This window comes from Candidatus Polarisedimenticolaceae bacterium, assembly GCA_036275915.1.
In the GTDB taxonomy this organism is placed as follows: Bacteria; Acidobacteriota; Polarisedimenticolia; order Polarisedimenticolales; family DASRJG01; genus DASRJG01.
In genome coordinates this window covers 45,920-70,826 of the sequence record DASUCV010000022.1, presented here as the reverse complement: position 1 = coordinate 70,826, position 24,907 = coordinate 45,920, and the positions used below count along the sequence as shown (strand labels likewise).

Annotated in this window: 19 protein-coding genes; 11 read left to right on the top strand and 8 right to left on the bottom strand. The window is 67.5% G+C overall.

Annotated features, from left to right (window positions below; genetic code table 11):
- Positions 1-12 precede the first annotated feature (12 nt).
- The 3 genes from VFV19_17170 to VFV19_17160 all read left to right on the top strand — a co-directional run bounded on the left by VFV19_17170 (position 13) and on the right by VFV19_17160 (position 3,963).
- Positions 13-2,760, top strand: coding sequence for a protein kinase (locus tag VFV19_17170; protein HEX4826032.1), 2,748 nt, complete (start codon positions 13-15; stop codon positions 2,758-2,760).
- A gap of 7 nt (positions 2,761-2,767) precedes the next feature.
- A complete protein-coding gene (locus tag VFV19_17165; GenBank protein ID HEX4826031.1) occupies positions 2,768-3,670 on the top strand; it encodes an alpha/beta fold hydrolase in 903 nt (300 codons plus the stop codon).
- A gap of 95 nt (positions 3,671-3,765) precedes the next feature.
- Positions 3,766-3,963, top strand: coding sequence for a hypothetical protein (locus tag VFV19_17160; GenBank protein HEX4826030.1), 198 nt, complete (start codon positions 3,766-3,768; stop codon positions 3,961-3,963).
- A gap of 90 nt (positions 3,964-4,053) precedes the next feature.
- Here the strand turns inward: VFV19_17160 and VFV19_17155 are convergent, their stop codons facing one another.
- Complete coding sequence (locus VFV19_17155; protein ID HEX4826029.1) at positions 4,054-4,593, bottom strand: hypothetical protein; 540 nt, start codon at positions 4,591-4,593, stop codon at positions 4,054-4,056.
- 9 nt (positions 4,594-4,602) lie between these two features.
- Complete coding sequence (locus tag VFV19_17150; protein ID HEX4826028.1) at positions 4,603-6,468, bottom strand: tetratricopeptide repeat protein; 1,866 nt, start codon at positions 6,466-6,468, stop codon at positions 4,603-4,605.
- Here VFV19_17150 and VFV19_17145 point away from each other — a divergent pair.
- Entirely contained in the window at positions 6,458-7,525 is a 1,068-nt protein-coding gene (locus VFV19_17145) for a DUF2252 family protein (protein HEX4826027.1), read from the top strand. The genes VFV19_17150 and VFV19_17145 overlap by 11 nt on opposite strands.
- A gap of 4 nt (positions 7,526-7,529) precedes the next feature.
- Here VFV19_17145 and VFV19_17140 read toward each other — a convergent pair whose 3' ends face one another.
- Positions 7,530-10,661, bottom strand: a complete 3,132-nt coding sequence (locus tag VFV19_17140; protein HEX4826026.1) for a hypothetical protein — start codon at positions 10,659-10,661, stop codon at positions 7,530-7,532.
- Between the two features lie 288 nt (positions 10,662-10,949).
- On the opposite strand from VFV19_17140, the gene VFV19_17135 reads away from it, so the two are divergent.
- From VFV19_17135 to VFV19_17120, 4 genes are all read left to right on the top strand, one after another.
- Positions 10,950-11,231 carry a hypothetical protein gene (locus VFV19_17135; protein HEX4826025.1) on the top strand — a complete coding sequence of 94 codons (282 nt, stop codon included), beginning with the start codon at positions 10,950-10,952 and terminating at the stop codon, positions 11,229-11,231.
- The gene (locus VFV19_17130; protein ID HEX4826024.1) at positions 11,228-12,286 is read left to right on the top strand and encodes a DUF4388 domain-containing protein; all 1,059 of its coding nucleotides are present in this window, start codon (positions 11,228-11,230) and stop codon (positions 12,284-12,286) included. The genes VFV19_17135 and VFV19_17130 overlap by 4 nt, the downstream gene beginning before the upstream one ends.
- A 66-nt stretch (positions 12,287-12,352) precedes the next feature.
- The gene (locus VFV19_17125) at positions 12,353-16,999 is read left to right on the top strand and encodes a proprotein convertase P-domain-containing protein (GenBank protein HEX4826023.1); all 4,647 of its coding nucleotides are present in this window, start codon (positions 12,353-12,355) and stop codon (positions 16,997-16,999) included.
- A gap of 45 nt (positions 17,000-17,044) precedes the next feature.
- Positions 17,045-18,148, top strand: a complete 1,104-nt coding sequence (locus VFV19_17120; protein HEX4826022.1) for a hypothetical protein — start codon at positions 17,045-17,047, stop codon at positions 18,146-18,148.
- Between the two features lie 16 nt (positions 18,149-18,164).
- Here the strand turns inward: VFV19_17120 and VFV19_17115 are convergent, their stop codons facing one another.
- Together VFV19_17115 and VFV19_17110 are read right to left on the bottom strand one after the other, a co-directional pair.
- The gene (locus VFV19_17115) at positions 18,165-19,232 is read right to left on the bottom strand and encodes a hypothetical protein (protein ID HEX4826021.1); all 1,068 of its coding nucleotides are present in this window, start codon (positions 19,230-19,232) and stop codon (positions 18,165-18,167) included.
- A gap of 4 nt (positions 19,233-19,236) precedes the next feature.
- A complete protein-coding gene (locus VFV19_17110; protein ID HEX4826020.1) occupies positions 19,237-19,794 on the bottom strand; it encodes a hypothetical protein in 558 nt (185 codons plus the stop codon).
- A 219-nt stretch (positions 19,795-20,013) separates the two neighbouring features.
- On the opposite strand from VFV19_17110, the gene VFV19_17105 reads away from it, so the two are divergent.
- The gene (locus tag VFV19_17105; GenBank protein ID HEX4826019.1) at positions 20,014-21,276 is read left to right on the top strand and encodes an erythromycin esterase family protein; all 1,263 of its coding nucleotides are present in this window, start codon (positions 20,014-20,016) and stop codon (positions 21,274-21,276) included.
- A 55-nt stretch (positions 21,277-21,331) separates the two neighbouring features.
- Here VFV19_17105 and VFV19_17100 read toward each other — a convergent pair whose 3' ends face one another.
- From VFV19_17100 to VFV19_17090, 3 genes are all read right to left on the bottom strand, one after another.
- A complete protein-coding gene (locus VFV19_17100; protein ID HEX4826018.1) occupies positions 21,332-21,640 on the bottom strand; it encodes a hypothetical protein in 309 nt (102 codons plus the stop codon).
- Positions 21,641-21,981: 341 nt separating this feature from the next.
- Entirely contained in the window at positions 21,982-22,662 is a 681-nt protein-coding gene (locus tag VFV19_17095) for a response regulator transcription factor (protein HEX4826017.1), read from the bottom strand.
- A complete protein-coding gene (locus VFV19_17090; protein HEX4826016.1) occupies positions 22,659-23,594 on the bottom strand; it encodes a sensor histidine kinase in 936 nt (311 codons plus the stop codon). Before VFV19_17090 ends, VFV19_17095 begins: the two co-directional genes overlap by 4 nt.
- A gap of 341 nt (positions 23,595-23,935) precedes the next feature.
- On the opposite strand from VFV19_17090, the gene VFV19_17085 reads away from it, so the two are divergent.
- Both VFV19_17085 and VFV19_17080 read left to right on the top strand, forming a co-directional pair.
- The gene (locus tag VFV19_17085) at positions 23,936-24,316 is read left to right on the top strand and encodes a hypothetical protein (protein HEX4826015.1); all 381 of its coding nucleotides are present in this window, start codon (positions 23,936-23,938) and stop codon (positions 24,314-24,316) included.
- A 114-nt stretch (positions 24,317-24,430) separates the two neighbouring features.
- Complete coding sequence (locus tag VFV19_17080; GenBank protein ID HEX4826014.1) at positions 24,431-24,778, top strand: hypothetical protein; 348 nt, start codon at positions 24,431-24,433, stop codon at positions 24,776-24,778.
- Positions 24,779-24,907: the final 129 nt, after the last annotated feature.

The window sequence follows — 24,907 nt, the reverse complement described above, 5'->3', positions numbered from 1 at the left end:
GGCGGCTGCCGCATGCTCGAATCGTCCGGGCCCAGGCAAGGATCGATCGGGCCTTACAAGATCGTCTCGCGCCTCGGGAGCGGCGGCGTAGGCGAGGTCTACCGCGCCACCGACACGCGTCTCGGGCGCGAGGTCGCGATCAAGGTCCTCCTCGAGAACGTCGCGCGCGACCCCGAGCGCATCGGGCGCTTCAAGCGCGAGGCGCGCGTCGCCGCGTCGCTCAACCACTCGAACATCGCCGCGATCTACGGCTTCGAGGACGAAGGCGACGCCCACTTCCTCGTCATGGAGCTGGTCGAGGGACGGTCGCTCGCCGATCGGCTGAAGCAGGGCCCGCTGCCGATCGACGACGCGCTCGCGGTCGTCGAGCAGATCGCCGGCGCGCTCGAGGCGGCGCACGACGCCGGAATCGTCCACCGCGATCTCAAGCCGTCGAACGTGATGCTCACGCCGGACGGCAAAGCGAAGATCCTCGACTTCGGTCTCGCGAAGGCGCTCGACGAAGAGAGTCCCGCCGGCGCGCTGGACCATTCGCCGACCGTGTCGATTCACCTCACGTCGCCGGGGATGATGGTCGGCACCTTCCCCTACATGAGCCCCGAGCAGGCGCGTGGGCGCGCCGTCGACCGGCGGTCGGACGTCTGGGCGCTGGGCTGCGTCCTCTACGAATGCCTCACCGGCCGCCGCGCCTTCGAAGGGGAGACGGCGACCGACGTGCTCGCGAAGATCGTCGAGCGCGAGCCGGATTGGGGCGCGCTGCCCGCGCGCACGCCGCCGCGCATCCGCGAGCTGCTGCAGCGTTGTCTCGAGAAGGACCTGAGGCGCCGCCTTCGCGACGCCGGCGACATCCGGATCGAGCTCGAGCGCGCGCGCGAGGCGCGTGAGTGGACCTCGACCGGGGGTGTGCCTGCGGCTGCGCCGACTCGGCGCCTACCCTCCAATGTTCCCTGGACGATCGCCGCGGTCGCGGTGGTCGCCGCGATGCTCGCGTGGTTCGTGCCGGGGAGAAACCAGAGCGACGCGCCGGAAGCCACGCGCGCGGCGTCGGCCCGCCCGCTGAAGGTCGACGTGACCGATCCCGGAGCGCTTCGCTTCGCGATCGCGGACGTGGCGTCGATCGCGATCTCGGATGACGGCCAGACGATCGCGTACCTCGGCGTCTCGCCGACGGGAAGCTGGTTCGAGGGCGAGCTCTGCCTGCGGCGCGCGGACGAGATCGGCGTGATGCAGAAGGTGCCGCCGCCCGAGCCCGGGTTCGGCATCTCGAATCCGTTCTTCTCCCCCGACGGCAAGTGGATCGGCTTCTCGGCGACGGGCCTCTACAAGATCCCGGTGACCGGCGGGCAGCCGGTCCCTCTCGTCGAGCGGCGAAGCGTCGGTGGAATGAAGGGGGCCGTCTGGACCGAGCGCGGCATCATCTTCGCTCCGGCGGCGAAGTCCGGGTTGTTTCTCGTCGGCGAGAATGGAGGTGTTCCGGAGGCGTTGACGATTCCCGACGTGTCGAAGGGTGAGGTCTCGCACCGGTGGCCAGCGGCCCTTCCTGACGGCCGCCACCTTCTCTTCACGATCAAGAAGGAGGGGATCACCTCGTTCGATCAGGCGGCGATCGCGCTCCTCGACCTCGAGACCAAGAAATGGAAGACGCTCATCGAGGGCGGGTCGTACGCCCGCTACGTTCCCACCGGTCACATCGTCTATACGCGCGCCGGAGCGATCGTCGCGGTGCCGTTCGATCTCGGCGCCGAAAAAGTGACGGGGAGCCCGGTCACGATCGTCCCGGGCGTGATGACCGAGCCGGGCAGCGGCGCCGCACAGTTCGCCGTCGCTGCCAAGGCGGGAGCGCTCCTCTACGTTCCCGGCGGGCCGAACATCCACCGGCACGAGCTCGTCTGGCTCGACCGTCATGGGGCGATTGCATCCGTGGGTGCGCCGCTGGAGCCCTACTACCAGCCGAGACTTTCTCCGGACGCGACCCGCGTCGCATCGACGGTGTTCGGTGCCACGGATACCGTGGTCGTCTACGACATCGCCCGCGGCTCCTCGGTGCAGGTGAAATCGGCAGGCAACACGTCGCTCGTGGCTTGGCACCCCGACGGCCGCCAGCTTCTCGTGTCGTCCGATGCGGAAGGCGGGAGTGCGCAGCGTCTGTATCTCACACCGGCGGACGGATCCGGTGCGCCGCGCGCCGTCGCGCCGCAGATCTCGGGACTGCAGGCGCGTCTCCTCGCCACGACGCCGTCGGGCGTCCAGCTCGTGGTCCAGCTCGAGAACGATCTCGAGCTCATGAGCCTCGACGGCGCGTCGTCGAGGCAACGCATCAGCGGCGCGGGAGAGGTGCAACCGGGCCGGCCGACGATCTCCCCGAACGGACGTTGGATGGCGTACGACGCCGACGTCTCCGGCCGCCGGGAGATCTTCGTGCACCCGTTCCCCTCGGGGAACGGAACGTGGCAGATCTCCCGGACCGGCGGCGACGTCCCCGTGTGGTCACCCCACGGCGACGAGCTGATCTACGTGCATCTGAACGAGCTCGACCGCACGCTCATGTCGGTCCGGGTGACCGAGACTCCTTCCGGAATCTCCACCGCCGCTCCCGTCGAGGTGATGAAGGTCCCGAACACGACCGACATCGTCGGCTTCTCGCCCGACGGCCAGCGCTTCCTTGCGGTCCGGCCGGTCGCTCCGCAATTTCCCGGCGACCGCGTCCTCGAGATCGTGAACTGGCTCTCCGACGTCGAGGCGAAGGCGCCGCGGCACTGAGGTCTCCATGTTGCGACTGGTCTCGGGCATCGTTCTCTCACTGACACTCGGAAGCGCCGTCGTCGCAGCGGACCAGGGCGCCACCTTTCAAACCGGTGGCGTGACGATCTGGTACGAGGTGACGGGAAGCGGCTCCGGGACGCCGCTCATCGTCGCGAACGGCGGCCCCGGTTTCGACCACAGCTACCTGCTCTGCGGCGACGTGTGGGACACCCTCGCCAAGGGCCGCAAGGTCGTCCTCTACGACCAGCGGGGGAACGGCCGCTCGTCCGAGCTGAAAGAAGGGCAGCCGTGCGGCCTGGAAGAGCAGATCGAGGATCTCGATGCGCTCCGGGCGCACCTCGGGTTCGAGAAGTTCGACCTGCTCGGCCACTCGTGGGGCGGCTATCTCGTGATGGCCTACGCGTCGCGGCATCCCGACCGCATCGCGCACCTGATGATCGTCGATTCCGCCGCGCCGAAGATCCAGGACACCGTCTTTCTGTTCAAGAACATCTACCCCGAGACGACGGCCCGCGAAGACGCGCTCGCGTTCGCCGTCGAGCTGGGCGACGACAAGGCGGTCGCGGCGGACCTCCATGAGTACATGACGATGCTGTTCTACTCGCCGGCGGCGCGTGACGCGTTCATGGCGCGATCGTCGAGCTTCGTCTACCGGCAGAAGGTCAACAAGTCGGTGTGGAGCGATCTGCAGCGCTTCGACCTCAACCCCGAGCTGTCCAAGTTCAAGTTCCCGACGCTCGTGATCACCGGGCGCTACGACTTCAACGTCGCGGCGTCGGTCGCCTTCGCGATCCACCGGGCGATCCCCGGCTCGGAGCTCGCCGTCTTCGAGAAGAGCGGTCACCTTCCGTTCTGCGAGGAGCCGGCGGCGTTTCTCGAAAGAGTCCAGGCGTTCCTCGCCCGATGATCCGTGCCACTCTTCGGAGGCGGCTCCTCCCGTCGCCGAACGTGAGAGCATCCACGAACACGTTTACGGCGCTTCGCGCCAGGAAGGAGAGGCACATGGAGAGGAAGAAGGCGATCTGGTTGGTTCTCGGCAGCGTGGTCATCGCGGTGGCGGCGTTCGTCGCGGTGACGGCGACCCCGGCCCAGGCGTTCATCAACTGCAGGTTCGTGAGCTGCGCTGCGCCTGCGTGCGAGGACAACCAGCACTTGCAGGTTCCCCCGGGCCAGTGTTGTCCTGTCTGCGTGAACAACTAGCGATCGCGAGTCGCGCCGGGCGCTGGGGGGCGACCGGCGCGACGATCCAAAATCCGGAAGGCGAGCGCGACGCGCGCGTCGGAGTGAGCGCTACGGGCAGGGAGCGAAGGCGCGATCGCTCCCGCACGACCCCAACCCGTCCGGCCGTTCCGTGCCGCTCGAGCTCGTGCCGAGCGATCCCATGAAGTCGGACGAGATCGCGACGACGAGGTAATAGTGGTCGCCCGCCGTCGGCGCGATCGTCGCCGAGAGGAGTCCGCCGGACGAGCACTGCCGCGGCTCGTGCGAGTACCACGAAGTCAGGACCCCCTCGTAGATACCGTAGTCGGTCGCTGCCGCGCGGCAGCTCGCCGTCCACTCGAGATCGAGATCGCCGGGAACCGCCACGCTCTTCGCGACGAGCACCGTCGCGACCGTTCCCGGCTCGGAGGTGTTGGAGAGGCAGGTCTTCCCCTCGTTCGTCGTCGTGCAGGTGCAGCTCGCGCAAGTGCGATACGGCGGGAAGCACACGGTGCCGTTGTTGCAATCGACGGCGACCGGATCGCCGCACGCCGTGCCGCCGAGCTGACAGTTCGCGACGGCACCGCGCGCGACGGCGGCGACGAGCACGGCGGCCGCGAGAGCCTTCACGTGGGGAAGCTAGGGTCGAGGAGACCGGGGCGCCAGTTGGCTCAGCCTTTCCGCCGCTTCTCGCGCCTCGACGTAGTCCGGCCGGGCGCGCACAGCGGCCCGGAGCTCCTCGAGCGCTTCCTCGGGCCGTCCCGCGCGCACGAGCGCTCCGCCGAGGTTGAAATGCGCCTCAGCGAAGCCGGGCTCGAGGCGCACGGCTTCCCGGTAGTGTTCGATCGCCTCGGGGTCGCGGCCGGCACGCGCGAGCGCGATCGCGAGGTTGTTGTGCGCCCGCGCGTCGCCGGGGCGCAGGCGCAATGCTTCACCGTACTCGCGGATGGCGTCATCGAGCCGCTTCGCGTGGAGGAGCGCGTTGCCGAGGTTGTAGTGCGCCTCGACGTAGTCCGGTCTGAGTCGCAGCGCTCGCTGGTAGCGGTCGATCGCTTCCGGAAGGCTCCCTCGATTCGCGAGCTCGAGGGCGAGGTTGTACTGCCCCTCGGCAAACTCGGGCCGCAGCCGCGCGACCTCTTCGAACTGCGCGAGCGCCGCGTCGGACTTCCCTTCACGTGAGAGGACGCCGCCGAGGTTGTTCCGCATCGCCCAGTTGCCGTCGGTCACGGCGATCGCGTGCGTGAACAGCGTCACGCTGTCCGACCAGAGCGCGACTTGCCCGCGTGTGAGGACGACGAGCGCGGCGAGTGCGACGCACGACGCCGTACTCAAGGCCGCGCGTCCACGCTCCGCGATCGCGCCGGCGCCCCACGCCACGACGACGAAGACGCCGACGAGCGGAAGGTACGTGTAACGGTCGGCCATCGATTGCTCGCCCACCTGCACGATGCCGATGACCGGGACCAGCGCGACGAGGTAGAAGAGCCAGCCTGTGAGAGCCCACGGCGCCGCGCTTCTGAACCGGAACGCGGCCGCGGTGATTGCCGCGAGCAGGACGACCGCGACCACGACCTCCCACACCGGATGCCCGGAGCTCGGATACGGATAGAAGACCGCGAGCGGGGATGGCCGGATCGTCTTTACGAGGTAGGTCGCGTACGTGACCGCTGCGTTCGCGAGTCGTGATGGGAGCGGGATGCGCTCGAGCGTCTGGAGCGCCCCGCCGGCGCGCTGCGCGGCGATCGTCACCACGCACGACGCGGCCGACAGCGCGAGGAGCGGCAGCTTCTCCTTCCAGCGCGGAGGGAATGCGGCGCGCTCGAGCGGCCAGAAATCGAGAAGCATGAGGAGAAACGGGAACGTCACGAGCATTGGCTTCGCCATGAGCGACGCGGCGTAGAACGCGATCGCGGCGCCGTAGGCCGCCTTGCGCGAGGACCGGAGCCAGCGCAGCCAAGCCGTGAGCGCGAGCAGGCCGAGGAGCGTGCTCAAGACGTCCTTGCGCTCCGCGATCCACGCGACCGATTCGACGTGGAGCGGGTGCACGGCGAAGAGCGCCGCGACGAGCGCCGGCCGCCACGTGGTACCGGTCATCGCGCCGAGGAGAAGGAACAGGAGGATCGAGCTGGCGGCATGGAGGACGACGCTCGTGACGTGATGCCGTCCCGCATCGAGGCCGAACATCTCGACGTCGGCCATGTGCGACAGCCACGTGAGCGGATGCCAGTTGGAGTTCTCGAACGTCGTGAATGCCCACGCGACCGACCCGCCGGAGAGTCCGCTGCGCACGTGCGGGTTATCCGAGACGTAAACCCCGTCGTCGTAGGCGACGAACCCGTTCCGGGTCGCGCCGCCGTACGCGATCGCGACGAGGAGGAGGAGGCCGGCGGCGATCGCCATCCCAGGCGGCCCCTTCGGATCCTTCGGCTTTTTCCCGGCTCCCCGCACCCGCAGGATCTTACAGAAGACGAGACAATACGGGGGGAGGGCTCCGATGACCATCATCGACGCGACATCCGACTACGAGCGCTGGGCGGCACGCCGCGTCCCCTTGATCGACGCGGACCTCAAGGCGAAGCACCGGGCGATGAGAGCCGACGCGTTCTCTTTTCTTCGCGCCACCTACTACCGGTGGGCACAGATCTGGAGGGAGCTCGCCGCGGATCTCGCCAAGATGCCCGCGGTTCTTTCGGTCGGCGACCTTCACGTCGAGAACTTCGGAACGTGGCGCGACGCCGAGGGCCGGCTCGTCTGGGGGATCAACGACTTCGACGAAGCCGACGAGCTCCCGTTCACGAACGACCTCATCCGCCTCTCGGTCAGCGCCGTGATCGCGATCGAGCAGAAGGCGTTGCCGCTGCACGACGGCGATGCGGTCGCGCTGATCCTCGACGGCTATCGCGAAGGGATCAGGTCCGGCGGCATGCCGTTCGTCCTCGAAGAGCGCCACCGGTCGCTGCGGGAGATCGCTTCCAGTCGTCTCAAGGCCGCCGGGACCTTCTGGGGAAAGCTCGTCGATCATCCGGCATCCGATCGGCCACCGCGCCCGGCCCGGCGACTGCTGGAGCGCTTGATGCCGCCGCAGGCGAAGCCGGTCAAGCTGATCCACCGTTCCGCCGGACTGGGGAGCCTGGGCCGCCGGCGCTATACGGCCATCGGAGAGCTCTCGGGCGGACTCGTCGCTCGCGAGGTGAAGGAGCTGTTGCCGCCGGCGTCGCGGTGGGCGGACAAGGACAGATCCGGGCGGATCCTTTATTCCGAAATGCTCGACGCAGCGGTCCGCTGCCCGGATCCGTTCCTCCTGCATCGCGGCGACTGGGTCGGCCGCCGCCTCTCGCCGTCCAACCGACGGATCGAGCTCGAATCTCTCCGGAAAACACCCGAGATGGACGAGGTGCTGCGGTGCATGGGGCTCGAGGCCGCGAACGCGCATCTCGGCGGACGCAATCGGAAGCGGCTACGGAAGGCCGTGGGAGCGATCCGGAAATCGACGTTGGTCGCGGCGGTCCGGCGATTGCGAAAGGCCGTCGCGCGCGACCACGAGGATTGGAAGTCCGGCTAGCGTTCTACGGACAGGCGTTCGGATCGAGCGAGAGGTCGGCGTCGCGATCTCCGCCCGCGCCCGCGAGCTCGGAGACCACACCCTCGCGGTAGCTGACGGTCTCATTGCAGTACGTCGTGACGGCCGGACGGACGAGGTAGTAGAAGGCGGCGCCCGGCCCCGGGCTCGTCGCTTCGGCGATCGAGCTCGCCGAGACGTTGTCGCCGATGCAGGCGAGCACGGTGCCGTTGTAGTCGCCGCCGGCGCTCCTGAGGCCGATGAGGTTGCCGCGGATCGCGTCGACGACGGCCGTCGTCGCCCAGCTCACGCTCGTCTTGCTCACGCCGATGTTCTGCGTGAACCTGGCCTTCGCGGTACCGGTCGAGGGGCAGGGGACCGTGACCAGCGCGGTGACGGCCGCCGACCCGTCCGCTTGATCGCACGAGGGGCTCGTCGAGCAGCGCACCTTCACGCCGTACCGGGTGGTGAAGTTGGGAGCGTCCGCGAAGGCGGAGCTGTCGGTCCAATCGCGGAGCAGCGTGTCCCCGGCGTCGCCGACGACCGAGTTGCCGTTGCCGTCGAGCCAGAACTGATATTGCGAGATGCCGTTCAGGCAGGCGTCGATCGCCGACGTCTTGGCCTCGAGGCCCACGGCCTGTCCGGGTCCCGAGGTCGTGGACGGCGTGGCGACGAGCGCCGCCGTGATCGACGTGCAGCCGGCCGAGCAGGTCGGGAGCGCGGTGATCGTGCGGGTGTCCTGCGTCATCGTGTAGGGAGTGCCGCCGAGCGCCCCGACGATGTGGATGTCGTCGATGTACCAGCCGTCGTCCTGCGGCTGGTCGTCGCGTCCGAAGAACGAGTCCCAGGTCTGGCTGGTGCCCAGCTCGATCGAGGTGCCGAGGAAGCGCAGGCGGATGCGGCGCGCGGCGTAAGGCAGGAGCGAGAAGCGCGGCCGGACCCAGGTGCCGACGTTGATCGAGCCCCGGAGCGCGGCTCCGGCATCGGCGAGCCCGACGTGCGTCGGGTCGTAGCCGTGGCGGTAGTCGGTGTCGCCCGAGTGCGCAAACACGAACTCGGGGTAACACGTCGACGACGGCCCGAGCCGGCGGTTCGGATCGGTCGGATTGAAGAACGAGTCCTCGTTGTTCCCATCGTCGGTCGGGTCGAACGTGCAGTTGGTGAAATCGTCCGTGCCCTGCTCCTCGTAGGCGTTCGCGTACGGGAAGATCTTGACCCAGTTCGTCGGTGAGCCCGTCGACGTCAGCACGTTGATCTGGACGATCGCGCGATCCGCGCACTCGCCGTTCGTGATGCCGCCGATCCCCCGGTTGTCGACCAGCGAGACCTGATGGGCGAAGTGAAGCTCGGGGTTCGAGCTGGCGAGTCCCAGGGCGACGGGATTGATCGTCTGGATCGCATCCAGCTGCTTGTACCGGCCGGTGTCGCGCTTCGGCGTGGTGCCGAGGTGGACGCCCCAGTGCACGGAGAAGTTACCCGTGTACGCGCGGCCCGTGCTGCCGTTCGCCGCCGAGCTGTCGTGCACGTGCCAGTCGTTCACGCCGCCGGCGGGGTCGCCGGTGAAGCCGAGGAAGCAGTCGGAGTCGCCGGCGCTGTTCGTGTTGAGAGCCTCCGGGTCGTTGTACTGGCAGCGCATGCCGTCCGAAGCCGCGAGGCTGTTCTTGCCGGCGTCCAGGGTCGCGATCGTGAACTTGCCCATGTTCGACGTCGTGGTGAAGTCCTCGATGAACTCGCTGAGGCCGGACCCGCCGAGCGTGCTCAGGTCGAGATCCATCGTCAGGGACATCGAGCGTGTGATGACGTCGAATTGTTTCGACCGGAGCGTGAGGTAGAACGTCGCTTTCAGGTTCTGGTCCACCGACGTGCGGTTGACGTTCGCGACCTTGAAGCGGAACGGGGCGGAGGTCACGGTGGCGTTGTTGGCGACGGTGCCGCCTCCCGCCGGAACGCTCACGACCGGCCTGCTGATGCACTCGATGTTCGGATCGTTCGTGCCGAGGGCGGCCGTGAGGTCGTCGAGCGCGAGACCGCTCTTGTTCACGAACGTCACCGGCATGTCGATCGTCTCGTTCGTGTCCGCGAACCCGTCGTTGTCGCCGAAGGCGAACTGGGTCTGGCACCCCTCGCCCGCCGGGCAATCGGCCGGGGCCGAGCACAGCTTGGACGTCGTGATGGTGCAGCGACCGACGAGGTTGATCGCATACGACTTGAGGTCGATGCGGCCGGCGGTCACGTTGATCACCGTCGTGCCCGCGGTGAGGAGGCCCTGCTTCGTGGGGTCCAGGGCGTTCAGGCAGCGGGAACCGGTGCCGTCGTTGCGGTCCTCGTAGCTCGCCGTGATGACCGGAGGCGCGTTGCCGGTGATCGCCATGTAGAGCGTGCCCGCCGAGTCGTAGAGGAACGAGTAGGGGAAGCGCGCCTTGTAGACGTTGGGCGACACCTGGTTCAGAACCGCCACCTCTCCCTTCGTCTCGGCGTCCGACGTGAGCTTGACGAGCACGTCCGGCGTGCCGTCGTCGTCGCAGTCCTGATCGTCGACGGCGTCGGTGTAGTCGGCCGAGCAGACGCCTTCGCCGGCGCCGCAGTCGCCGTTCTGGGTGCAGGACTTCGCCGGGTTCAGAGAGCAGACGGAGTCGCCGTTGCAGTTGTTCCTGTTCCAGGCGGTTCCGATGTTGTCGCAGGTGCCGAACCCGGTGCACTGCGCGTCGTTCGAGCAGACGATGTTGGCGCTGGTGCAGCGTCCGTGGACGTTGTCGTACGGAGTCTTGTCCGTGACCGTGACTTCCACGAATGACGTCGCATCGTACGTGAGCGTGGAGCCCACCTCGATGTTCGCGCACTCACCGGCGCCGGCGCAGTCGTGCGTGTCCGCGTCGAGGCGCGTTTCCTTCCACGAGATCACCATGTCGTCGACCGCCACGCCGTAGCTCTTGGGTGCGACCGGCGAGCCGGCAATCTCCTCGAAGTTACGGAAGCCGAACGCGGCCTGGAAGCGGTTTCCGGTCTGTCCGTAGAAGTCTTCCAGGGTCGCGAACAGCATGTCGGGCGGCGTGGGGTTCGGTTTCTTGCCCGGCGCCGAGAACGCCGGCGCCAAGAGCGCAGCGACGGCTGCCGCCATCACGAGAACACGACGTTGCACCACTCCCCCTGCGCGAGACGAGACACCTTTGCAGGTACCTATGCGCGCTTCGAGGTGCGAATGCAACCGGTATTTCGTGTGGTCCGCCCGCGATTACGAAACTCAGCGTTGACGGGAGCTACGGCACCGCGTATCGGGGAAACGCTGGGGGGATCGCGTCGATGAGCGTGAAGGCGAACGATGCTCGTCTTGATCGTGGATTCCGATCCGGACCGAAGTAAGGGGACCGATCGCCTCCTCCAAAGAGCGGGCGGGGTGACCCTCACGGCAGCGGACCCTCGCACGGCGATGCTCCTGTTCGTGCGGCGCGAGCCGGCGGTGTCGGTTCTCCAGGCGTCGTCCGAACGCGACTTGGGATTGTGCCGTGATATGAAAGCACTCAAGGCAGGCCGGCGTCGGGCGGTCATCATCTGCGGCCCAAGGGAATTGAGAGCCGTCGCGTTCGAGTCGGGGTGCGACGCGTTCGTCGCGGAAGGGCCCGATCCGCTTCCGCTGCTGCGTGCCGTACGGCGACTCTTGACCGTCGCCAGACCCGCCTCGTCCGGCCACGGAATCGAAGTGGTCGCATGAGCCCGACCCGCTCCGAAGGGTTCGAGGGGGATCTCGAAGCGCTCAGCGTCGTCGACATCGTGCAGACCCTGTCGCTCGGAGGGAAGACGGCGCGGGTTCTCGTGAGCTCGAGCCTGCGTCGCGGCGAGATCTGGATTCAGGACGGCGCGGTCACTCATGCCGCGGCCGGACGGTTGCTCGGGGACCTCGCGGTCTATTCCTTGATCGAGGTGGTCTCGGGACACTTTGCGGTCGAGTACGGCGTGAGCACGGAGACGCGGTCGATCACCCAGGACACGACTTACCTCGTGCTCGAAGGGTTGCGTCGGGTCGATGAAAGATCATGCAACGCGACTCCGGCGTCCGACACCGAGGTCCCGCCCGTGCTCGAAGCCGACGTTCGTCGCGTGCGGTCGCGCCGCCGGGCCGTCGGCATGCTCGCGTTCGGGATCGGCGTGAGCGCGATCGCCGCCGCGTGTCTCCATGACTGGCGGGGGCCGACACAGATCGACGCCGTGGCGGCGGTCGCCGCGGCCGCTCCGGCAACGCCCCCAACGATCACGCCCCAAAATCCAGCACCGCAACGATCGATGAAGCGATCCGGCCCCTCGCACCCCGCGAAGCCGCAACCCGTTAGCGCCGTCCCGTTGCCTCTGGTCGCCCCGGAGTCTCCCGCGGATGAAGAGCCGGTGCCGTTCGAGACCGGCGTGGCGCCGTCGCCGGCGATCGAGGCTCCCGCGGCTCAAATGGGCTCGGTCGACGAGCCGCCCCGCCTGCTCGTCGCGGGGAAGAGCGGAGCCGACGGAGGCACCCTGACGGTGGTGGTCGACGGGAAGCCGGCTTACACCCACGCGCAGCTCGACAAGAGCAAGCCGTTCCAGGCGTCGATCGTGCTCACTCCCGGTGAGCATGTCATCGTGGCTCGGCTCGAGAACGGCGCGATCGCCGGCGTCCACGAAGCGTCCACGCGGAGCGTCTTCGCCAAAGGCGAAAGCCAGGTGCTGCGCATCACCGCCAATCGGGCGTTCGGAACCCCGGTCAAGGTGAAGCTGGACCGCCTCCCGCCGCGCGGTTAAGAACCCTTCCCACGGCACAAAAGTGCCGGTATATTCGGGGCGATTCACTCATTCGGGGGGGGTCCGATGCGTCGATCTGGACGGGTTCGTCTGTCACTGGCCTTCACCTTCATCGCCATCACGGCGGCGGTCGCCTTCCAAGTCAAGCCACCGAGCGGTCGTTTCGACACGCTCGTCATCCCCGACCCGAGCACCGTGTCGGGCGTCGCGACGACGCCGGACGACGCTCTCCCCGCCCAGGACACCCTGCGCACGGGGTGGAGCGTCTTCCGCGCGACTCACGGCCAGCAATGGCGCGTCTGGCTCGACCGGCGCTCCGGGGCGCCGATGCTCGTCGAAGGGTCCGGGCTGAAATTGATCGATGGGTCGACGACTCTCGATCGCCTCGAAGCGCTCACGCGGCAGTTCGCATCGTCGAACCGCACGCTCCTCCTGGCGAACGACTCGGAGCTGGTGCTCAATCGTGCCGCCTCGGTCCAGTTCGGACAGGACTCGTGGCAGGTCGTCTTCGACCGCTACGTCTCCGGCGTTCCGGTCCTCGGCGACCGTTACCTCTTCGCCATCAGCCACGGGAACCTGGTGCAGTTCGGCGCTCCGCGCTGGACGAAGATCACCGGAAGCCCGGTCCCCGAGATCGACGCCGCGGCGGCGCGCGACCGCCTGAAGGCCTACATGGGGATCACCGCTCACGACACCGTGAAGGTGCTCGAGAGCGGCGCGCTCCAGATGCTCCCCGTCCGCGTCGGTGAAGGCGCCGGCGCGGTCCCCGGCCCGTACAACGGGACCGTCGGCGCCGGGTACCAGTCGCGCCTGATCTGGCGCGTCGGCCTCGAGATCGTGAACGAGCCGGGACAGTGGATCGGCCTGGTCGACGCGAGCGACGGCGCCATCGTCGCCTTCTTCGACGACAACGAGTACGCCCAGGTCAAGGGCGGCGTTTTCCCGGTCTCGAACGACGGGAACGCGCCGGACGGGATCGAGAAGCCGGCGTACCCGATGCCGTTCGCCGACATCGCGATCGGCGCGAGCAACAACATCACGAACAGCATGGGCTCGTTCACCTGCTCCCCGGGCGGCTCGAACGCCACGACGCACCTGGCGGGACAGTACGTGAGGGTCAACGATACCTGCGGCCCGATTTCGCAATCGGTCTCCTGCGACGCCGACCTCGACCTCGGCGTCAGCGCCGGCACCGACTGCACGGTGCCCCCGGGCGGCAGCCCGGGCGACACGCACGCCGCCCGCAGCTCGTTCTACCATCTGAACCGGATCTCCGAGCACGCGCGCCCGTGGCTTCCGAACAACACCTGGCTCACGCAACAGCTCACCGACAACGTCAACCTGAACCAGACCTGCAACGCCTACTGGAACGGCAGCACCGTCAACTTCTTCAAGTCCGGCGGCGGCTGCGCGAACACCGGCGAGATCGCCGGCGTGTTCCTCCACGAGTGGGGGCACGGCTTGGATCAGAACGACGGCGGCGGCACTGACAACCCGGGCGAGGCGTACGGCGACATCACCGCCCTCATGTCCACGCACGTCTCGTGCGTCGGGCGCGGCTTCTTCCAGAGCGGGAACTGCAGCGGCTACGGCGACGCCTGCTTGAATTGCACCGGCATCCGCGACCAGGACTGGGACATGCACGCCAGCCACACCCCGGCGACACCCCAGGGATTCCTCACGAACAATTGCGGCGGCGGCGGCGGCCCGTGCGGCAAGGAAGTCCACTGCGAGGGCTACGTCAGCGCCGAGACGCTGTGGGACCTCGCGACCCGCGACCTCCCGGCGTCCGGGCTCGACACCGCCTCGTCGTGGCAGCTCGCCGACAAGCTCTGGTACAAGTCGCGCAATGGATCGGGAGGCAACGCCTACACCTGCGCCCTCCCCAATTCCGACGGGTGCGCCTCGACGAGCTGGTTCTCGAAGATCCGCGTCCAGGACGACGACGACGGCAACCTCTCGAACGGCACGCCGCACGCCGCCGCGATCTTCGCGGCATTCAACCGGCACCACATCGCCTGCGGCAACGCCGGCGACGCCTCGAACCAGAGCTCCTCGAGCTGTCCTTCGATCGCGGCACCGGTCCTGACGACGACCGCCGGATCGTCCTCGGCGAGCCTGTCGTGGACGCCGGTCGCGAACGCGGCGACGTATCGCATCCTCCGCAACGACGCCGGCTGCGACGCGGGCTCCGCGATCATCGCGACGGTGAACGCGCCGACGACGACCTACACGGACTCGGGGCTCGCGAACGGCTTCACGGAGTACTACCACGTCCAGGCGGTGGGAACGAACACCAACTGCGACGGCGTGCTCTCGGACTGCTCGAACGTGGCGCCGCAGCCGTTCGCCGGAACGGTGAAGCTCGACGCCGGCGCCTACAACTGCGCCAGCCTGATCACGGTCACGGTGACCGACGCGAACATCGGATCGACGACCACGACCGTCAAGATCACGTCGAACGCCGAGCCTCTGGGCGAAACGGTCACGCTGACCCAGGTGAACGGCTCGGCGAACTACCTCGGGACGATCTCGACCACCTCGTCTCCCGCCGGCGCCGACGGTCTGCTCTCCGTCGCCGACGGCAACACGATCACCGCGACGTACATCGACGCCGACGACGGCCAGGGAGGGACCAACCTCACCCGCACCGCGACCGCCGGCGCCGACTGCCTGGCCCCGCTCATCTCGAACGTCCAGGCGACGAGCATCACCGGGACCGGGGCGCGGATCACGTGGAGCACGAACGAGAGCTCGAACAGCGTCGTCCACTACGGGCCGTCGGCGCCTCCCGGAGGGACGGCGTTCAACGCGAGCCCGGCGGTCAATCACACCGTCGACCTGAACGGGCTGGCGGAATGCACGCCCTACCTCTTCTCGGTGCAGTCCTCGGACGCCGTCGCCAACCTGGCGGTCGACGACAACGGCGGGTCGTACTACCCCTTCACGACCGTGAAGAACGTCCAGCCGAGCTATCCCTACAACGGTTTGCCCGTCTCGATCCCCGACAACAATCCCATCGGCGCCACGGCGTCGATCATCATTCCCGACAGCAAGCAGATCGTCGACCTGAACGTCACCGTCGACAACCTCACGCACACGTCCGACGGCGAGCTGACGCTGCACATCATCGGCCCCGACAACACCGACGTCGTGCTGTCCGCCGGCCACGGCGGCTCGGGCCACAACTACACCGCCACCACCTTCGACGACGCCGCGGTGATCCCGATCTCGTCGGGGTCGGCTCCGTTCACCGGAACGTTCCGGCCCGATCAACCACTCTCGGCGTTCAACGGCAAGAACGCGGCCGGCACGTGGAAGTTCTTCGTCGTCGACAGCGGGTCGGGCGACATCGGCACCATCAACGCCGTGACGCTGACCTTCACGTTCCCCGCCGCGGCCTGCGGCCCGCACGCGGCGTACCGCACCCACGGGGTCGTCGGGGACGCGTGCCCGGCCGGCGGCGCTCCCGGCAACTCGATCTGGGAGGCCGGCGAGACGGTCAACTTCAAGGTCAACCTTCAGAACGACGGCTCGACCACGCTCACCGGCGTGACGGCGACGGTGGTGCCGCTCACCGCCGGCGTCGCCATGACCGATCCGAGCGCGAGCTACCCGTCGATGGGCCCGAATACGAACGCGGATTCGATCGCGCCCCACTTCACGGCGAAGCTGTCCACGGCGATCATTTGCGGCACGACGATCACGTTCCGGCTCGACGTCACGGCCAACGAGGGCTCCTGGAGCAGCACCTTCATCCAGACCGTCGGCCAGCCGTATCCGCCGAGCACCGGGACGGCGCTGAGCGAGGCGTTCGCCTCCGGCATCCCGAACACCTGGACCGTCGTCGACGGGGGCCGGGGCGGCGGCGCCGCCGCGACCTGGACGACGGCCAATCCGGGCGGACGAAGCATCGTCAGCCCGATGGCGGCACCGGTGCCGATCGTCGATAGCGGCTTCGCCGGCGGCGGCTCGAGCCAGGACGAGCAGCTCATCACTCCCAACATGGATCTCTCGCTGACCACCTCGGTCACCTTGGTATTCGACGAGCACTTCCATGTGACGAGCGGCCAAGACAATTCGATCGGCGACGTCGACGTCCAGTCGTCGAAGACCGGCGGGGCGTGGGTCAACGTGCTGCGGCACCAGGGCGGGTCCACCCCGAACCCCGCCCACCAGTCGTTCGACATCACTTCCCAAGCGGCGGGGGCGACGAACGTCAAGGTGCGCTTCCACTACTGGCAGGGGAAGAGCGACGGCTGGTGGCAGGTGGACAACGTTCAAGTCAACACCGTCTCCACGGGCGGCTGCAACCAGGTCGTCTGCCCGGGCGGGCCGACCTCGGTGAAGCCGGTGCCCGACGGCGCGTTCGGCGCCGGGATGACGGCCACTCGCAGCGCTGCAGACGGCTCGCAGATCGGACTCGCGTGGGATGTGTCGACGTGCGTGTCCACCGGCTATCACGTCCTTTACGGCGACCTCGCGGCCGTCGCGTCGTCGACGGTTTCCGGGTCGGTCTGCGGACTCGGCGCGTCGGGATCGTACGCGTGGACGTCGGTCCCAGGCAGCAACCTGTGGTTCGTCGTCGCCGCCGACGACGGCACGGCCACCGAAGGAAGCTGGGGCACGACCAGCTCGGGCGAGCGCGGCGGCACGTCGGCATCGGGCCAGTGCGGCATGAGCACGCGGAACAATTCGGGGAGCTGTCCGTAGTCGAGGTAGCATGCGCGAGTGCTCAGTCTTCCGAGGAGGTCGTCCATGATTCGACGCGTGTTCGCGCTCTCCATCGTCGTTGTTCTGGGGTTGATCTCGCCGGCCTTGGCGGACAAGGACAAAGACAAGGACGACGACCAAGGCGAGCACCACGGCGATAAGGGGCACGGGAAGCATCACGAGGACTCCGACGATCGGGCGGAGCGATTCAAGGGCCTCGACAAGAACCACGACGGACGTATCTCTCGCGACGAGTGGCACGGCAACGACAAGTCGTTCGCCAACCACGACAAGAACCACGACGGCTTCATCACCGCCGACGAGTACGAGTCGACGGTTCACGAGGGAGAGAAGTCCGCATCAGCACCGGCGGCCGCACCGGCGGCGGGCTCGGCCTCCGCTCCGGCTCCCACGGCCCATCCGACCGCGGTGCCCGCTGCGGGCGCTGCTCCGACCGCGGCGCCGAGAGCGATTCCGGCCGCTGCGCCGAGCTCCGCGCCAAGTGCCGCTCCGAGCGCGGCCCCGGCTTCCTTCCAGTCGCTCGACCTCAACAAAGACGGGAAGATCTCGCAGCTCGAATGGAACGGGACGCCGGAAGCGTTCAAGCGCCTCGACCTGAATCACGACGGCGTGCTCGGCCCCAAGGAATACGCCGCGGCCGCCGGTAACGCTGCGTCTGCACCTGCGCCCGCGCCCACTGCCGGTCCGCGCTCGTTCGCCACGCTCGACCACAACAAGGACGGCAAGATCTCGAAGCTCGAGTGGGACGGCAGCCCGGAAGAGTTCAAGCGGCTCGATCTGAATCACGACGGCGTGCTCGGCCCGAAGGAGTTCGGGACCGAAGGCTCAGAGTCCGACTTCGACAAGATGGACCTGAACAAGGACGGGAAGATCTCGCAGCTGGAGTGGACAGGCGACCCCGCCTCGTTCAAGAAGCTCGACGCAAACCACGACGGCGTGCTCGGTCGTAAGGAATACGCCGGCGAAGCGAAGGCTGCGCCGCACCCTGGTCTGCCGTCGTTCGACGAGGCCGACGTGAACAAGGACGGGAAGATCTCGCCGGCGGAGTGGAAGGGAACGCCCGAGGCGTTCAAGGCTCACGACATGAACCGGGACGGCTTCCTGAGTCGGATGGAATACCCGCACTGAGGGATCCGCTCCGGCTTCAGTGGCTTAGGGGCGTGACCACTCTCGGCCGGGGACGCGGCTCGACCCGCGCTCCCATCCCGCTGATCCACCCCGCGACGAGGTCGAGCGCTTCGTCGTCGACGAGCGCCGTGCCCACCGGCGGCATCTGCGACAAGGGCCGGCGGGAGCTCATGCGGTAGACGACCGCGCTCCAGTCGGTCCGGCCCGGGGCGACCCTCCGCGACCGCTCATCGGGGATGCACGGGACGACATAGTTCCCCGGCACGTCGACGAGCGTCGCGAGCACCGGCGGCGCCGTTTTCGCCTGCGCGACCGCGAGGCCGAGCGGGCCCAGCGGCCCGCGCGAGTTGTGGCAGTGCCCGCAATTGCCCGAAAGGTAACCCAGCGATGCCCGCTCGATCGGGTCCGCCGTGTTGATGCGAGGTGGCTTCTTGACCCAGTCCTGTCGACGCGGTGAGAGAAGGCGGTACGTGTCGAGCGTGCGCAGCGTCACGTCGCCCGGCGCCAGCGGCTGCGCGTGCGGCGCCAGCGGGTCGCGATCGTCGGAGAGCTGCAACGTGTTGAACCCGAGGACCGGCGACGCGCTCGAGCCGTGGCAGCTCAGGCAGTCGGAGCGCGACGGGATCGAGTACTTCGCCTCGGCGGTGAGCGGAACGACGTTGGTCATGCCGTCTTCCGGGACGAGCGTCGCTTCGGTCTGCTCGGCGTTCCACGCATAGGTCACGAACACCCACGCGTCGTCGCTCGTGCGCCACATCATGCGCGTCTCGACGCGCCGCCCGTGGAGCACGAACTCCTTCCACAGCCGCGTGCCGACCGGGAAGACCCACGCGTCGGGATCCGAGACGTCGATCGTCGTGCCGTCGGGGATACGGATCCACCGGTTCTTCGTCGCCCCGTCGCTCCAGAGCGGATACTGAGGCTCGAAGGGGAGATTCCAGGGGTCGATCGTCTTCGACGCGATGTCGAGGTAGAGCCCGGTCTCGGAGAGCTTCTGCGGCAATTCCCCGGCGGCGCGAGGCGGCGCGGCGAGAATCAACGCCGCCGTCGCGGCCACGATCGCGCGCCGGAGGGTCTGCCCCATGCTCCTACTTCGCCGGTGGAGCGGCGGGCGGCTCGACCGGCTGGGGCACCTTGTTCTTCACCGGAGGAATCGACCGGAGATAGGCGAAGAGCGCCTTCAGGTCGTCGTCGGTCGCGTTCCGGTACATCGGCCACGGCATCGGCGGAAGGATCGGCCGCCCGATCCCCTGATGCTTGCCGGTGCGGATCGTGTCCATGAACATCTTCTCGGTCCACTTGCCCAGCCCCGTCTCCGGATCGGGCGTCAGGTTGGCCGTGAAGCTGACCCCCCACGGCCCTGCGAACGAGGTGTTCGTCGCCGCACCGGCCCACGCCCAGGGAGCCGCGAGCGGGGGAGGCGGCGGCATCTTCAACTCCGACGGGTGCCCGCTGAGCATCCGGCTCGTGTCCGGCTCAGGGCCCTTTTCGCCCATCTTCATCGGTGTGTGGCAGTCGTTGCACCCCATGATCTTGGAGAGGTACAGGCCGCGGCTCACCGGGCTGCTCGCGGCTTCGGACTGGGCGGACGCGGGGATCGCGGCGGCCACGATGGCGGTAAGAACGAGGATGCCGAAAGTTCTCATCAAGTCTCCGATCGTCACGCTGGCGTCGAGTAAGAACGTACGTTACTCGCGCCAGCTTAACAGCGAAGTTTCCACAGCGGAACCTCGGCTCATCCCCCCCGTAAGACAGTTGGACGGCGGCGACCGTTGGCCGCTCTCCGGAGGAGGCGTCACATTCAGCGCTCGAAAATCTTCCGACTGGCAGCCTGGTGCGCGATCCCGCTCGTGGCGCCGACCTGCATGGCAACCGAAACGTCGAGCCCGCCTGACCCCGTCTCCGTGTGGGTGAAGGCGGAGTTCGCGCCGCTTGGTGGGATCGAGCCCGGCAAGCCGAACGGTGACCTACGCCGGATCCTCGCACCGATCATCGGTCAAGCTCGGGTCGTCGCCCTCGGCGAGCCCGAGCACGGGATCCACGAGTTCCTCGATCTCCGCAATCGGGTGGTCGAGCTCCTCGTGACCGAGATGGGCGTCACGGCGATTGCGGCGGAGACCGGCTACTCGGAGTCGGTGGCCGTCGACGACTACGTTCTCGGACGTGAGAATCCAGGTCCGGAGGATCTGCGCCGCGTGGTGGCGTCGGTATTCTCCTGGTCCGGCGGCACCGCCTACCCCGAGAATCAAGCGCTGCTCTCGTGGCTCCGCACGTACAACTCCCGTGCGTCCGTGACCCGCAAAGTGTGCTTTTACGGACTCGACTTGACCGGCGGGCGCGGGGGGCGATTCGTCGAGACGCATCTCGCGTTCGACGCGGCCCTCGCCTATCTGGCCAAGGTCGACGCGCCGCAGGAGCAAGCGTTCCGAGGGCGACTCACGTCCTTCCTGCCCCGGTTCTCGAGCGAAGGCTACCCATCGCTCTCCGGTCCCGAGCAAGAGACACTGACATCCGCGATCGACGACCTGTCGAGCCTCTTCCAACGCCGCCGAGCCGTCTGGACCGAAAAGACCTCGACGGAGGCCTTCGAGCGTGCGGCGCATCAGGTCACCGTGGTCTCGCAGCTGAACGCGAACTTCCGCGCGGCGACCGCCGAGAGCAATCCGCAGGCACAGCGAGAGAGCGCGATGGCGGAGAACCTCGGTTGGGTTCTCGACCGCGAAGGGCCCAAGGGGCGCGTGTTCCTCTACGTCGCCAACTGGCACGCCAGCAAAGGGCCGATGGTCACCGATCGCTGGGGCTCGGCGCTGGGGGAGTACCTTCGGACTCTACTGGGAGCCGACTACGTATCGATCGCCGGCACCTACGCGCAGAATGACGACGGCTCCGCGTCGAGCCCGTCGACCGCGCCCGAAGCCGGAAGCGTCGCCGCGCTGTTGTCGCAGCTTCACGTCCAGCGGGGGATCCTCTCGTTGCGCCACGTTCCTCGCGATGGCCCTGTCGCCGATTGGTTCGCGGTGCAACGTCCGCTGCGGGCGGGGAGGAACGACGGATTGATCGTGAACAAGGCCTTCGACGCCGTCGTGTTCGTCGGCACGGTTCACCCCGCCACGCAGCCGCCAGCGTGATCGGTCGCACCGTGCTCTTCGGGGGCGTTCCGGGCGCGAGCCGCCAAGCCACAGGTCACGCGAGGACGACGTCTGGTATCAGTGTGAACACGGTCTCGCACATGTGGACGATGGGAGTCCCCTCGAGAACGGCGCTGAGCCGCTTGATGATCTCGGGATAGGCCTTCGTGTCGAAGGCCTCCGCATCGGACCTGTCGTCCCACATCGAGATGCTGGTGCCGGATTGCCGGTCCAAACCCACGAGCATCAGTCGGAATCCCTTCTCCTTCTTCATCAGCGGCAGGATCTCGCTGCTCAACAAGCGCTTGAACTCATCGACCTTGCCGTTCTTGACCACGAACTGAACGCTGCGAGCAAAACCCATTTCCCTACTCCCTACGTCCTTGTAGTTGGGTCTCCGGGCCGCCCCCGCACAAGGTTTGCGGAAGCGACCGTGACGCGGGGCGTCACAGTTTCCGGCGTTCGCTTCGAAGCGATTCGTAGTTCGGTTCCGCCAAGCGACGCTCGCGACGGCGAGGTGCGTCGCGACGCGTCTGACCCTGGGTGTCGGCCAGGTCCAGCTTGTCGAGTCCTGCCTCGGCCGATCGGCGCCGGGGACGCTTCGCCGGCCGAAAGCTCGAACGCGCCTCGTGCTCCCCCGGCTTCCGACGTTCGGACTCCGAGCTCACATACCACCTCGCAAGAGTTTCCCTACCGCTCCGTCCGCTATTCGATCGTGAATCGCACGCCGCCCTCGATGATTCCCGCCGCGAGGGCGTAGCGGGTGAGTCCGGCGGTGTCGTGGATACCCAACTTGCCCATGAGTGCCTGGCGATGCTTCTCGACCGTCTTGATGCTGATGCCCAGCTCGGCCGCGGTTTGCTTGTTGGCCTTTCCCTCGGCGATCAGCTGGAGGATCTCGACCTCACGCGAGGTCAGGCGGACGTCTTGCTTCCTCCTTCGACCCGAGGCTCCATGGATCGTGCTCTCACGGCGTTCCGTGAGGCGTTTCGAGATCGCGGGACTGAAGTACGTGTTCCCCTTGTGAACTTCCCGGATGGCTTTGGCGAGCACGAGCGCCGAGGTCTGCTTCACAAGGTAGCCGAGAGCGCCGAGCGCGATCACCTGCTCGACGTACTCATCGTCACCGTGAGCGGACAGAACGAGAATCTTGGTCTCGGGCAGAGCCTTGAGGATCTGCCGCGCGGCCTCGAGTCCGTTGAGTAGCGGCATGGCGATATCCATCACGACGACCGCCGGCCGCAACGCCTTGCTCCGCTGCACCGCCTGACGGCCGTTTCCGGCCTCGCCGACGACGACGATGTCGCGTTCGATCGCGAGCAGCGCCCGAAGGCCTTCACGGACGACGGCATGGTCTTCGGCGAGTAGAACGGTGATCGGCGTCACGACCGGCCTCTCTTCGGTGCGCGCGTCGGCCGCCGGCGGCTCTCCCCGAATGGAATCTCCGCACGCACGATCGTGCCGCTGCCCGGCGCCGACTCGACGACGAAGCTGCCGCCGACCATCTCGACCCGTTCTCTCATGCCGAGTAGTCCGAGGCCATGGATCCTCACGGCGGCCAGCTCGCGCTCGACCGAAAACGACCTGCCGTCATCGTGGATTTCCATGCGCACCGTCCCCCTGAGCTTGACGATGCTCACGCGCACCGCACGCGCGCGTGCGTGCTTTGCGACGTTGGTCAGAGCCTCTTGGACGACGCGAAAGAGCACCGTTCGCTTGTCGCTACTCAGCCGCTCGACTGCCGCAAACGCGGTGAACTGGATCCGGACGCGCGTCCGCTTCGTAAACTCCTTCATCGACGAGCGGAGCGCCGGAATGAGTCCGAGGTCGTCGAGCAGGGGCGGCCGTAGCTGCCGGGCGAATTGGTGCACGCTGTTCATCGATCGCTCGACCAGCCGCTGCGTGACGGCGATTTTCGTCTCTATGCCCGTCGTGTTGTTCGCGGACTCGACCCTCAAAGCCGCCAGCTTCACGTTGACGGCGGTCAAGATCTGGCCGATCTCGTCGTGAAGCTCGCGGCTGATCCGCTTCCGCTCTTCTTCTTGCGCCGAGAGGATCTCGTGGGAAAGGCGCCGCAGGTGCTCCTCCATGCGGGCGGATCTCTTCAGCAGCTCGTCGTAGTGTCGTTGGCTCGACGCGAGCGATTTCTGGAGATCCTGCCGGCGTTGGACCTCCCGCTTCAATTCCCGTCTTAGGGATGCGAGGTCGATGGGCCGGAGGCGCGCGCTCGCGCCGCGGCTGGCTGTCGGCTTCAACACGGGTTGCGACTTGATGACTGCCGGCGGCCCGTTCGAGGTGGCGCTAAATCGGCGATTCACGCGCGACCCCTCCTCGATGCGCGCACCGCCGCCGGCGCACCGAATCCATCGTCATTGTCGAGCGGCAGGCCCGACCCGTCCACTGGGATGCGAACCTCGTTCACCTGTCAACCTCGGCTGCACACGCGATCCATCGTGCGTCGGCGGATTCGAGCCCACCATGGGGAGAAACCCTACCTGGCCGATCTGTCGAAGCTCTCTCGTGGGGTGTTCACCCCATGGTGCCCGTACCCGCCCGGCTCTGATCATGAGACCGCTTGCGATCGTATCCCGCGTCGCCTCTTCCGAGGCGCGCGCATCACGGAAGGGAGACCGGAATGAGAAATACATCAGGGTGGGCAGTGCTCGCGATCATGCTGTGCTCGATGGCCGTCGCAAGCCCCAAGCTCGCCGTGCTCGACGGCACGAGCTGGAAGGTCGAAGTCAAGCCGGATTCGATGGCCAAGGACAAGGCAGAGCAGGAGTTCAAGGAGACGCTGACGTTCGCGGACGGTAACGTGACCTTGGGCGCGGCGAAGGTCGGGGGCGACCCGGCGCCCTACACCGTGTCGAAAACGGGGGTGAAGGACCTGACTTTCACGGCCGAACGAAAAAGTGCCGGCGAAGGCAGCTCGACGTGGACGGGCACGGTTCATGGCGATGACGTCGACGGCACTCTGGTCTGGATCAGGCATGACGGAGTGGTCTTGACCTACACGTTCAAGGGCAGCAAGGTCCGTTGAGTAACCCCCCGGCAGCTCGGTGGCCATGGGGTCAACACCCCATGGAGCCATCACGAGCCGACTCCTACAGTCCACTTCGGTGCCAGCCATCGGGCTCACCGAAGGAGATGTCCCATGACGATTCAGGCAGCGAGCGTTGTGGCGGGCCAGAGCGCCACGGCCGTGGTGAACGAAGAGGCGGAAGCGGCCTACTGGAGTGAGAACTATTCCAAACGAGGCTATGTCGAACGCCACCGGGTGTACGGCGACTACGAGCCGGCGTACCGACACGGCTGGGAGTCTCGCGCCCGCTTGGGCAATCAGCCGTTCCGTAGCGTCGAAACCGATCTCGAGCGAGGTTGGGACAAGGTCAAGGGCGCGTCCACGCTCGCTTGGAGTCAGGCCAGGAGCGCCGTCAGCGACGCGTGGCACCGCGCCGGGCGACCCTTGCTGAGCCGAGCGCCGTCGGACCCGGTAGGGTAAGACCCCATGGGGAACCGCCGGCCGAGCACCTAGCTTGGTCGTCGACGCGAAAGGCTGCTTCCGTAAACCTTGTGCGGGCGCGGTGCACGGTGCTACGAACGACGGCAACCACAAGGACGAAAGGAAGTA